This window comes from Legionella lansingensis (genome assembly GCF_900187355.1).
Taxonomy (GTDB): domain Bacteria; phylum Pseudomonadota; class Gammaproteobacteria; order Legionellales; family Legionellaceae; genus Tatlockia; species Tatlockia lansingensis.
The window spans coordinates 1,536,674-1,549,264 of record NZ_LT906451.1; the positions used below are offsets into that span (position 1 = coordinate 1,536,674).

Below are 12,591 nucleotides of genomic sequence, written 5' to 3' on the forward strand. Positions count from 1 at the left end.
GTTACCTGTCAAAATCAGTGTGTCATTGTACTACAAAAACCTGCGATTGAAGCTTAGGATGTGTTGGCAATCTGATTGTCTACTACAATAAAGACAATTAATGGACTAACAAAGCTGAGACAAGCTCATGATCCCACGTCTTACCTCTTCTACAGCAGTATCCAACAAAGTTAGAACCTTTTTACAAGAACTTGAAAAACTATCCGATTTTCAGGGAGAAATTGATGAAGCTTTAAGTAGTCGTGTTGTTTTAGCAACGGATAATAGTGTATATCAAGTTCTCCCTGAAGCAATCATTTTCCCTAGAACTGAAATGGATATTTCTCTGATTTTTAAATTGGCTATTACTGAGCAGTTCCGTGATTTGTCTTTTGCTCCAAGAGGAGGAGGTACTGGGACTAATGGCCAATCATTGCATGCTGGCATCGTTATAGATTGCTCTCGCCATATGAATCATATTCTTGAAGTGAATCTTGATGAGGGGTGGGTTTTGGTTGAGCCTGGGGTGGTCCTGGATCAGTTAAATGAATACTTAAAGCCATATGACAGGTTCTTTGCTCCTACGTTGTCTCCAAGCAATCGTGCAACAATTGGTGGCATGGTAAATACGGATGCTAGTGGCAAGGGGTCAAAATTATATGGCAAAACCAGTCAACATGTGTTGGCAATTACAGCAGTTTATCTAGACGGACAAATCCATACGAGTGAAGAGATTGATGTCATTTTAGTGGAAAAGATGAAAAGGTTGCCCGGTTTTGTAGGTCAATTTTATGCGCAATTGGAGCAGACTATCCAGGAGCATCAAAAGACCATTAATAAACAATTGCCTCAATTGCACCGGTTTATAACGGGATATAATTTAACCCGAATTTATTCAGACGATGGAAAGCGGTTCAATGCTAATTATGCTTTAACCGGCTCTGAAGGCACTTTAGCCTATGTCAGCAAAATCAAATTAAAATTAACGGCAATACCAAAATATAGATGTTTGTTTGTCGTTCTTTATTCTTCTTTTAGTGATGCTCTTGATCATGCAAAACATTTAGTTGAGTTTGAGCCAGAAGCGATTGAAACAATGGATGGAACCATTTTGAATTTGGCTAAAACCGATATTATTTATTATTACGTACAGTCTTTCCTAACCTCTAGACATGATAACAAGATAAACGCCATAAACTTGATAGAATTTGTTGCGCATGAAGAAAAGGCATTGTCTCAATATGAAAAATCTTTTAAGCAAACGTTAACAGGGTATGACTTTCATTTTGTAACTAACAATGAAGATATCGCCAATCTTTGGGAACTGAGAAAACGCAGTGTTGGTTTGTTAGGAAAAGTAAAAGGTGCAAGAAAACCGATATCTGGAGTTGAAGACACCATTGTTCCGCCTGTTCACTTGGCAAACTATGTCAAAGAATTTAGGGAGTTGCTGGATTCTCATGGTTTGTCTTATGGGATGTATGGTCACATCGACGTGGGTTGTCTGCACGTTCGGCCTGAATTTAATTTAATGGAAGAAAAAGATAGGCAAATCTATTACGAAATCATAGAAAAGGTTGCAAAACTAACCCAGGAATACGGTGGTGTACTATGGGGTGAGCACGGCAAAGGATTTCGCAGCGAATTTGTACCGATGTTTTTTGGGGATGAACTTTATACCGAACTCAGGAAAATTAAATCCAGCTGTGATCCTTATAATCAATTAAATCCTGGAAAAATAGCTATTCCACTTAATAGTGATGAGCCTCTAATAAATATACGCTCAGAAAAAACGCGTGCTGCTTCAGACGGTCAAATTAATAATCAATTCCTGGATCCTTATCACTTACCCTTAAGCTGTAACGGCAATGGGGCGTGTTTCGATTATAACTACCAAGATGTCATGTGTCCTTCTTATAAAATGACCAGGAATCGAATTCATTCGCCTAAAGGAAGAGCAAGTTTAGTCAGAGAGTGGCTAAGACAATTAAGCCTCTCCTCAGAGGTTCAGGGATGGTCATGGCCACTGGAAAAACAAATAAATACTTATAAAAAGCATCATAATCAATATGATTTTTCTCATGAAGTATATGCAGCCTTGGAAGGATGTTTAGGTTGTCAGGCATGCAAATCACAATGTCCAGTTAATATTGATGTACCTTCTTTTAAAGCAAAATTTTTGCAAGCCTACCACACAAGATATGCTCGCTCATTAAAAGATTTACTCATTGCCTATAGCGAACGCGTGGGTTATCTTCAAAGTCTATTTCCAAAATTAAACAATTACGTTCTCTCCCATAGGTGGGTGAGGTGGTTTTTAGGCAAATACATTGGACTTGTTGATCCACCATTATTCAGTAATCCGAATCTTCATTCACTCTTAAAAAAGGAAAATATACCGTGGCTGGATTTGAATCATTTACCTTCTAAGAATAAATCGATAGTTTATGTGCAGGATGGGGTTACCAGTTTTTATGAAGCTGAACTTGTGAGCAAAGTGTGTTTATTTATAAAAAAAATGGGTTTTGATATTTACGTATTACCTTGGCTTGAAAATGGCAAAACCCTACATGTCACTGGTATGCTCAAATCATTTGCAAAAAATGCACGCAAAAATGCGCTACTGTTCCAAAAAATATCGGATCATGGGTTAACTATGGTAGGTCTTGATCCCATCATGGTACTAACTTACCGCTATGAGTATCCCGAATATTCACATAAAGGCTACAATAGTAAAATTTTGTTGATTCAAGAGTGGTTATCTGCAGTTATCGCTAGTGAAGAAGCTAAGGAACTGCAAATACAGACTAAGGAAAGTTTTAATGATTATCTATTACTAAGTCACTGCACAGAACAGGCAAATTGTAGTGAAGCATTAGAGCAATGGAAGGATGTTTTTAAATTCTTTGGATTGACCCTGACTCTCGAGAAGACAGGATGTTGTGGAATGGCTGGGTCTTATGGGCATGAGGCGATCCATCAATTAGAGTCACATGGTTTGTTTGATTTATCATGGAGAAATTACTTTAAAGACAATACCAGTTTCTCCAATACCTTGGTTGATGGTTATTCATGTCGAGCGCAAGTAAAACGTCTCACTGGTTTGAAAGCTCAGCACCCTATTGAGATTCTGCTTGGTTTACTAAAATAGAAAACAATTCTTAAATATCCCCAGGATTAGGAGTCAATTTAAACGGGGTTGGGGAGCTTGGTTTATATGAATTTTTGTAGTCTTCAAAATTCTTATAACTTGCCTGGGTGGAAATTTTTCGGTAAGAGTCTTTTCTATTAAATGCGGAGGCACTGAATGAGCTAGGGACATCGCTAGAGGGAGAAACGGAAATTATAATCTCTGGTAGTTATATTATTTTGCAATTTTATTTTTGGGTGGCAGGTGTATTTCACCGAGGGCTTACCCCTAAAGAGTAATTGTTGACGTCATAAACAATATCAATCAGAATGCACATTTTTTATATTCAATAGTTAGTATATATCATGGTATTTATTCGAAACGCTTCACAACCTATTGGAGCACGGTACTCTAGCGCAACTGGCAGGCTAAAACAGGTCATTGTTGAAACATCTGAGGTGCCCACGAAAAAGGTCGCATTACTTGGAGACTCTACCCTAGACAATGGTTATTGGGTACAAAAAAAGACCCCTTACGACAAGAAAACGCATACCGTAACTCATCAAACCGCTGTAGCACTCGCGAACAATGCTAAATCTTGTTCATACGAGATTGGAAATTTTGCCGTTGACGGAGCTACCACAAATGATTTGATGCACTATTGTTATTTAAATAAAGTGTTACCTACAGATACTGATCACACTGATAATATAGTTCATCAACTTGATGCTGTTAAAGAATGGAGGCCGGATGTCGCTGTATTGAGTGTGGGCGGTAATAATTATCGGGAAGCTTTGTTAGGCACGCTAATGAGCCAATTAAGCTACCTGCAACTTCTTTTAAGAATAACACCAAAAGATGCCAAACCAGAGATTAAAAAGGTGTTTACGCGAGTAAAAGCAACTTTATTAGAAGAGTATAAACAAATAATCGATAAGCTCGTTGAGGAAAACCCTCAACTCAGTCGCATTGTCTTGCTATCGCAATATTATCCTTCAATCACAGAATTCACCCCTTATGTTATATACACAGGGTTTTCTCATGTCGCACGTGCAGAAGGAAAAGGGCAAGATCCCTTTACTGCAGTCCAAGACACCATGGAAGAGCTTTACCGAGAATTGATGACGTATGTAGCCACGAAAGGTAAAGAGGTTGTTTTTGCTGATGTAACTTCATCTATGAATCCCTTAGGGGGTAAGCATACGATGCAAATTGAGCCTAATGAACGAGGCTCTACCATTATGGGTCGACTCATCGCCAAGGCGGTTGAGTATACTTTTCCGGAAATTGATTCCAGTAGCGATGAAAAGCCTATCGCATTGCTTCGTATGAGTAGAGACGAGCAGAGTATTCAGTCTCAGCTTTTGAGTAAAAACGATATCACCCATTTTAAAGTAAAGACTATAGCGGAATTTATCCGTGAAAATCGTTATCGTCATGTGAGTTTATTCTTCTCACCTTCGTCAAGCTTAGGATGTCGTTATGAGAGTGCCTACCATCTCATTATGGGAAAACAGTTTGATTCCGAATACAGAGGATTGTTTGCTTTTGGATTATTAGATGCTAGTTTGGTTACTGTTATGGCTTCTTATTTATGGCGAGCTGCTGTCAATGAGAATCTTCATGCTTCTCTCAGAGTGGCGGCAGGTGCTGTTGCAGCCCCCATTTTGCTGGGCAAAACGATTGTGGGTTTATCTTTGATGTTGGCGCTTGCTTTACCTGTCTTGGGATACCATCAAGTGGCAAGTCATTTTTCTAAAATGGATGAGACTCAAATTCAATTCAGTCAGGAAAGTACTTCCTCCGAGGTTGATAGCACGGATAAAACCACGATGTTTCTCTAGAGCTTGAATATAAATGCCTAAAATACTTATGAGTGCTTGCCTTTTAGGGCAAAAAGTTCGTTATGATGGCGGTGATTGTTTTCAAAACCATCCGCTTTTGCTGCAATGGTCTAATGAGAAACGAATCATCACGGTTTGTCCTGAAGTGGCTGGAGGCCTACCTACCCCGAGATCGCCGGCCGAAATTCAAGGTCAAAGATCAGGCCTTGCGGTGTTGAATAGGATGGCTTTTGTGAAAATGAATAATAATCAGGATGTCACTGAAGCTTTTCTGAAAGGGGCACAAAAAGCACTTGAGCTAGCTAAAAAACATGATATTCGTGTTGCTATTCTAAAAGCCAAAAGTCCATCTTGCGGATCGGATATGATTTATGACGGCACATTTACACGAACATTGATGCAGGGAGAAGGCGTCACTGCTGCTTTGTTAAGGAAGCATGGTGTGATGGTGTTTGATGAGAATCACATTGATGAAGCTTTGCATGCAGTACAGACTTTGCAGTGAATCTACTCAAACCGATGACTTAATAAGGACATCAATGCTCCCGCAAGAAGAATAATTACTCCTAAGGCCTGGATAAGATTAATTTTTTCTCCTAAGAGAAGTATACCGAAAATCACAACAAACACGGGCTCTAATACAGATAAAATGGACGCTTGCAGCGAGCTGATGTGTTTTAATCCTTCCAGCAGAAAGACAATCGGCAGAGCTGTACAAATGATGCCAATGCCACAAATATTGAACCAAACATTCGTGCCTAAGGGAAGCAGAAAGGTTTTCTCGAGCAAAGCGGCAGCCAAGGAAACAAGCATGGCGCCCATAGAAATGAATAAGGTAGATACAAGTGCAGGAGTGGTATTATTTTTACTTACAATAATATAAAAGGCATAGAGAAGTGCCGAGACCAGACTTAATCCAACCCCCATAAGATCAAAGTGTAGTTTGCTACCATTAACCAAAAATAACATGCCAACAAGAATCACAATGAGTGCTAAATAATAAATCTTGCTAATTTTTTGTTTAAAGAATGCAAAATTAATGAGCAATACCATGGTGGGATAGGTAAAAAAGATGACCATAGCCAATCCGGAGCCAATATACTCTGTCGCTACAAAATACAAAATAGAACAAGTACCATAGAATGCAGCGCCATAAAAAATAATCTTAATTGCTTCTACAACATTCAGTTGCATCTTTTTAAGCTGAGGAAGTAAAAGAATGCACATAAAAAGACTGGAGACTAAAAAGCGCCAGAACAGCATATTATTTACGGAGATATTAGCGTTCATCACACTAACACCAAAATAACCGATTAGCCCGAAAAAAAGACCTGATAATGTAGCGTAAAACGTTCCGCTTCTTACAGTTGACAAAGGGATACCTCAAACAATGACTGCTCTGTATTATGCCAGATAAGAACTTTATGGAGCAAATGAGAATAGGAGGTTTAACAATTAACTACAACTTTGGAAAAATGACCTTTTATCGATATCTTGCTCTTGATGGCAAACAATGAGAGGTTTTGGAATGTTGAAAATAATGGCAATATTCAGCCAAATTAACTTATGATACAATTGCATCTTTTTGTAGTAGATTTTGGGGGAGGAATGTTAGATCTTATTCAGTTGTGGGAAAATACGCAATCTACTCAACATTCAAGCAAAGAACAACTTTCCCGTTCTTATCCTAGTGACACCAAACAAGCCGCAATTAACTTTGATACTAATACAACTCAATCAAGTTTTGAATTTACAGAGTCTCCAAATGTTATTTTTGTAAAAAATATTTCGACTTTAGAGCCTGCTGATTTTTATGGTGATTTACCAGAAGTAAACCTAACAAAGGAAGAGGAAGAGTCTCGATTAAAAGTAGTTGAAGAACAAAAAATCAAAAATTCGCATTTTTACGATGGCAAACAAATGGTTATCACCGGTGTGGTTTACAATGAAAGCACTAACACACTTTATTTAGAGGCCAAAAAAGTGCCTTACTCTTTTATTGTAGCGCTTAGTAATAAAAGGTTCCCTGAGGATAGTATTCTTTATCAGCTTCGTTTTTTTAAGACGGGTGTTCTTGCTCCATTGATAACTCGTAACGGCATGTCGATGTTATTACAAAGAGCCGCTCTTGGATTATATTCAGTTCCTGGTGGTTTTTTAGAAGCTCATGATGAAGAAAAAAGACTAAATTCCCATAATGGAAGTAATTTAGTTGTTGAAACTGCTGCCACAGAATTAAAAGAAGAGATCGTGGGCATTAAGGCTACAGATAAACTGCGTTTTGAGTTTTCCAAACCACAAATTACCTCTATTTCGTTTAGAAAAACAGGTACTAATCCAATTGGCACAGTTGAGTTTGTTGCTCCTTCCTATGCAGACTGTCATAGTAGTTATTTACAACAGGTTTTTCTTACTAACCAGGCCGAAGATGCACGTGAGCATACTACTCAACATGAATTGATACCTTTAGATTCTCAAGAAAGAGATACACTTCTGACAAAATTATTAACTGGCCCAGTTAAATTGCCTGGTGCAAGTTTATATCTACCTGTAATGTTGAGTTTGACTCGTCTTGAGAATCAAACTCGTATGATGGTTTTCCCTAGAACTATTCCTAATAGCTTATCAATTGCATGGCCATTGAGTATCTTTACGACAAAGCCAATGAAATCTATACCTACACCTAAAATTGAGCCAGATATTGAATCAGATGATGAAATTTATGGCGAAGGCTTCAACCTAATTTCTTAATGCGCTTAGATTGCTCAATAAATAAGGAGGATTATTTAAAAATAACCTTCCTTATTTATGAGTCTAAATAACCTTTAATTACAACTGGCAGATCGCCAAATCCAATTTAGCATCGGTTTCACGAACTTCACGCATCGTGGTGATTTCACACAATCTTAAACTCAAACCATGATGCCCTAATTGCATTCTTGGAACGATGCCAAATGACTTCTCAATTCTTAACAAAATAAGATGACAGGACGTTTTGGGAGGTAAAGGGCGTTGATAAAATCCATTCAACATATCAATTTTATTGAATTTCGCTGTATCGCGTAGTAATGCCAAATATAAACTAACCACAGAATATAATGTTCTCAAGCTATTCAACCAACTAGCCAAATCCCTTTGCCTTAATTCAGGTTTTGATTCTAGCCACAACAAAAGTTGTGGGGAATACATTTCGCAATCAGAGCTATGTGTGGCTTGCGACACTCTGATTGATTGTAGAAAAGAGTTTTGATGAATATCGCCTCCAAATCGTCCCACGACATGCGTTAAGATTTGGATTTGACTACATAGATGGTTATATAGGTTATCAGAGATGGTAGTTGTATTTGCCTTATTTGAAGCATGCTCAATACGCATCAGCTCTTTTAGCAAACGACTCTTAAGTTCGGGCTTCTCAATAAGCTTGATGACTTCAATTACATTTTTCAGTGCATAGTGATGGATGACGGGATGGGTTTCCTTACAGGCTTGTTGGATGGTTTGATAAAGAGACTCAATCCTTAATGCGATCTTAGGCAAATAGTGAGTGGGTAACTGAAAGGTAATTGTGTCTTCAAACATATAAAATTTGCTTTCCTTAGCTGACTTTTTGTTCAGTGTATCATAAAACAACAATAATACAAAAAATTGTAAAAAAATTAAAAACTTACAATATTTTATCTATCATTGCGCTTGTGAAGCAAATTGTAAATATTGTTGGTGTAAATTTTCAATTTTTTCTTCTAATTCGGACAGTGTACCATTATTGAAAATAATATCGTCCGCTATTTCTTTTCTTTTACTATCGTCAAGCTGCACTGCCAAAATAGCCTTGGCATGTTCTCTCGATGTCTTATCTCTGGCCATAACGCGTTGAATTTGATGTTCACGATCAGCTAATACAAGCAGTATGCGATTTAAATAAGGATACCCTTCTCGATCATTTAAAAGAGGAATTTCAATGACAGAATAAGCACTCTTACTGCCACGGAGTTTTTCCTTGATACGCTTCCTAATGAGAGGGTGTAGCAACCGTTCTAGCCAGAGGCGCTCTTTAGGGTCATCAAATATAATGTTCCTTAAAGCTCGGCGATTAAGTTTGTTGTCGGCAGTAATAATTGCCTCACCAAAATGATCTCGAATCATCTGATAAGCAGGCTCACAGGGAGCACTAACTTCACGAGAAACGTCATCAGCACTAATAACTGTTATGCCTCTATTCCTAAACAAACCAGCCACAGTGGATTTCCCACTAGCAATGTTTCCTGTCAAGCCTACGCAATACATTAAAGTTTCCGTGGATTTAAATTTCTACAAGTAAACGGGTAGACATAACAGGTCTCAGGAATGGCACTGTTTTCCTGACAATAAGCTTTAGCCGCAATGGCTGCATCATCAGCATCATCGTAAATGTTGCTCATCCATGGAGTGGCAGCTTCATCAAGCGCTACACAGCGCCACATAGGTCGAATACTCATACCATTAACGATCATCTCACAATCTTGTTTGGAGGTCTTACATGTTGCCGGGACCCGGCTTTGCCTTTTACAAGCTTCGAAAGCGCGATTAATAGCCGTAAGCTGGTAGTCATTATGGCCATACCAGTCTCGGTTCTCAGCATCATGAGCCTTACACTTCCAAAACGTGGTGTCTATTAATGTAGCCCCAAGAGAAATTTGGCTCAGCAAAAGTAAGCCGCTAAAAATAATGGTGTCTACTGTTTTATTCATTTTCTTTGTTCCCACCCATTATCTTAACCAATTGATCAAAGGCTACTGCCTTCTCAAAATACCATCCTTGCATTAGTTTCACCTTATATTGCTGCAAAAAAGTAACTTGTTCTTTCGTTTCCACGCCCTCAGCGATAATTTCCAGTTGTAAAGAATTTGCCATATGAATAATCGATTTATTTAAATATTCGGTAATTGCTCCTGTACCAATAGCATGAATAAAAATTTTATCAATTTTCAGATGGCTAAACGGAAAATGTTGCAAATACTTAATGCTGGCATGGCCTGTGCCGAAATCATCAATTGCTAAAAAATGACCTCTGTTTCTTAGCTCATGCATCTTAGCAATAAGCTCTTCGTTGTCCTGGTCTAAAAGTTGTCTTTCAGTGAGTTCAATCATTAATTGCTGAGGTTTAATTTTATACCGTTCACATAAATTAAAAAATTCAGTAAAGAAATTTGGGTGAGAGAAATGAATGGCTGAGACATTCAAGGCAAGATGAAAATCGGGGTGTGTTTTTAGTAATTCCTGAGACTCTTGTAAAGCTTTTTCAAGCACTTGCAGTGTGATAGGAATAATTAAACCAGATTGCTCGGCTTCATCAATGAAAAATTCTGGCATCACTTGCTTCATCTCAGTTTGCCATCGTAACAAAATCTCAGCTCCACAATAAGTATTTTTCGAAATATCTATAATGGGCTGGTACAGTGGTTGGAAGTCATGATGTCTGATGGCATTGTTTAATGCATGGGTTAATGAAAATCGTCGGTTTAAGATCCTTCGTAAATGAATGTATAAGAGAAAAGAGATAAAGAAAACAAATAAAGTAGCTATTACGATATGAAAGATAGAATATTTTCTAAATTGCTTACGATCTCCCACAAGAATGACTTTAAAGTTATCTAAATGCTGGAGTGGTGCTTCAGCCATGTACAGTGCTGGTTGAGAAGTGGCAAGAGGGTCTTTACCATATTGTAGTACGATTTCTTTGGCTTTAGTGTTAAAAAGCCCCGCATAGACTATTTCAGGTGGAACTGAATTTAAGACATTCTGAATCAACTTTTCTAGAACATAAATTCCAAGATAATAATGACCAAGCTTTTGTTGCAATAAAAAAACATTTTCTTTTAACTGATCCATTTTTAATGGACCGAAGAGTGTGGGACCTTCGTTGGTGAATGAAGGTAGAGAATAGTTCTCTGCTAACGTTGAGCAGATAATCTCATTATTCTCATTTCTGATAACTAACCCCGAGATCAATGGATTATTAAAGGTCATCGTCTGCAAAAGTGGTAATAGCTCCTTTTGGCAACTGGGAAGTTCGCGACCATATAAAGGAAGGGAATAAGCTGACGTAAGTAATCTTTCTATTAAATCATCCAACTTAGCTCGAGTTTGATCGGCAATAACTTGCACCTTATGGTGAGTTTTGGATTGATTATGCTTCCACTGATAATAGAGGGCAACGGTAAGAAATGAAATAGTAAGCAGCATCCATAGGATGTTTAGTGCTTGTTCCGCAGTGGTAGGATCACTATGGCTGTTCTTTTTCATTGCTTTTGCTGTAAATCGCCTTTATAGAGTTTAGTGTGATCTCAGCTAATTTCTCAATAGTTTGTTTGTCAGAATTCAGTGGGGGTAACCAATATAACGTTTTTCCTAATGGTCGTAAGAGCGCTCCTCTATTCAGAGCCTCCAAATAGAGTTGATAACCAACACGTTTATGTTCAGACTCCACTAAATCGGCTGCGACCATGGCGCCAATTCCTCTTAGACGGCATAATTTTCCAGTTATTGAGGCAATTTCGTGGAGGAGGTGTTGCATATGCAGGCCTAGCATTTCGGCTTGTTCAATAACTCCTTCTTTTTCAATCACTTTAATAGTTGCCAGTGCTGCACTTATAGCCAACGCATTCCCACTGTAGGTATGTGAATGCAGGAAAGATTTTCCTTTCTCGTAATCATCGTAAAACAGCTCATAAATTGAATTTTTAATTAACACACAACTCAATGGCACTGTTCCTGACGTTAGCCCTTTAGATAAGCAAATAAGATCCGCCTGAATCTTGGCATGTTCGCAGGCAAGCCACTTTCCGGTTCTACCTAAGCCAGTCATGATTTCATCAGCAATGAGATAGATATCATTCTTTTTTGCCCATGTCGCTAGCTTTGTCAAAAAATCAGCGCTGTAGCATTGCATGCCTCCAGCTCCTTGAATAATGGGCTCAATAATAATGGCACAAACATTTTCTTTGACGCTTTCAAGTTGGCGCAAGATGACAGGCCAAGTCACGTCTGCATTTGACCATAAGGGGTCTTCTTTATTTGCAACATAGGGCAGGGAATGAATAAAATGCGATCTAACGCCGAACCCGTCATACGGTTGCTTGTAGAGTCCTAAATCGCTGATACTTAAAGTCCCTAGCGTTTCCCCATGGTAGCTATTTTGGAGCGTAATGAATTCATTTTTATGAGCTTTATCTTTTAATTGGCAAGCATGAATAGCAAGCTTCATGGCAATTTCAACTGCACTTGAACCGTCGCTTGCGAAAAAGATGTGTTGGTTTTGGCTGATGTCAGCCAATTTCTCACCCAGTTCTACGATTAAAGGGTGGGTGGTATTCGCTCCAATGACATGCTCAAACTGATCCAATTGCGTTTTAATGGCTTCAAGCACAGCCGGGTGTCCATGCCCCAGTGATTTGCACCACCAACTTGATAGTGCATCAATGATAGGACCTTTGTCAGTGTACAAATAACTTCCTTTTGCGGCTTTAACCACTAGAGGGGGACAATGCTGAAAATCCTTCATTTGCGTACAAGGATGCCATATATGTTTTAAGTCTCTTTGAATGATTTCGTCTACGTTAACCATGGTTGTATTTTTTGGTTGACAATAAAAAAGGGGAC

General features: G+C 38.4%; 10 protein-coding genes. 4 read left to right on the forward strand and 6 right to left on the reverse strand.

Translation table 11 applies throughout. The annotated features are described in order from the left end of the window. Positions 1-127 precede the first annotated feature (127 nt). The 3 genes from CKV79_RS06955 to CKV79_RS06965 all read left to right on the forward strand — a co-directional run bounded on the left by CKV79_RS06955 (position 128) and on the right by CKV79_RS06965 (position 5,458). Positions 128-3,130: an FAD-binding and (Fe-S)-binding domain-containing protein gene (locus CKV79_RS06955; protein WP_028373363.1), complete on the forward strand. Its 3,003-nt coding sequence runs from the start codon at positions 128-130 to the stop codon at positions 3,128-3,130. A gap of 344 nt (positions 3,131-3,474) precedes the next feature. Beyond that, positions 3,475-4,953, forward strand: coding sequence for an SGNH/GDSL hydrolase family protein (locus CKV79_RS06960; protein ID WP_065236351.1), 1,479 nt, complete (start codon positions 3,475-3,477; stop codon positions 4,951-4,953). A 13-nt stretch (positions 4,954-4,966) separates the two neighbouring features. Further along, positions 4,967-5,458: a DUF523 domain-containing protein gene (locus CKV79_RS06965; RefSeq protein ID WP_028373362.1), complete on the forward strand. Its 492-nt coding sequence runs from the start codon at positions 4,967-4,969 to the stop codon at positions 5,456-5,458. 2 nt (positions 5,459-5,460) lie between these two features. Here CKV79_RS06965 and CKV79_RS06970 read toward each other — a convergent pair whose 3' ends face one another. Next, a complete protein-coding gene (locus CKV79_RS06970; protein ID WP_035915571.1) occupies positions 5,461-6,327 on the reverse strand; it encodes a DMT family transporter in 867 nt (288 codons plus the stop codon). Between the two features lie 234 nt (positions 6,328-6,561). Between CKV79_RS06970 and CKV79_RS06975 the strand changes: the two genes are divergently transcribed. Further along, a complete protein-coding gene (locus CKV79_RS06975; protein WP_058387144.1) occupies positions 6,562-7,704 on the forward strand; it encodes a hypothetical protein in 1,143 nt (380 codons plus the stop codon). A 78-nt stretch (positions 7,705-7,782) separates the two neighbouring features. Here the strand turns inward: CKV79_RS06975 and zapD are convergent, their stop codons facing one another. From zapD to bioA, 5 genes are all read right to left on the reverse strand, one after another. Beyond that, positions 7,783-8,532 (reverse strand): cell division protein ZapD, encoded by a 750-nt coding sequence (zapD, locus tag CKV79_RS06980; protein ID WP_028373360.1) that lies wholly within the window; start codon positions 8,530-8,532, stop codon positions 7,783-7,785. 102 nt (positions 8,533-8,634) lie between these two features. After that, positions 8,635-9,237, reverse strand: coding sequence for a dephospho-CoA kinase (coaE, locus tag CKV79_RS06985; protein WP_028373359.1), 603 nt, complete (start codon positions 9,235-9,237; stop codon positions 8,635-8,637). Further along, positions 9,237-9,680, reverse strand: coding sequence for a hypothetical protein (locus CKV79_RS06990; RefSeq protein WP_028373358.1), 444 nt, complete (start codon positions 9,678-9,680; stop codon positions 9,237-9,239). The genes coaE and CKV79_RS06990 overlap by 1 nt, the downstream gene beginning before the upstream one ends. Then, positions 9,673-11,235 (reverse strand): EAL domain-containing protein, encoded by a 1,563-nt coding sequence (locus CKV79_RS06995; protein ID WP_051546162.1) that lies wholly within the window; start codon positions 11,233-11,235, stop codon positions 9,673-9,675. The genes CKV79_RS06990 and CKV79_RS06995 overlap by 8 nt, the downstream gene beginning before the upstream one ends. Beyond that, a complete protein-coding gene (bioA, locus tag CKV79_RS07000) occupies positions 11,216-12,556 on the reverse strand; it encodes an adenosylmethionine--8-amino-7-oxononanoate transaminase (protein WP_028373357.1) in 1,341 nt (446 codons plus the stop codon). The genes CKV79_RS06995 and bioA overlap by 20 nt, the downstream gene beginning before the upstream one ends. Positions 12,557-12,591: the final 35 nt, after the last annotated feature.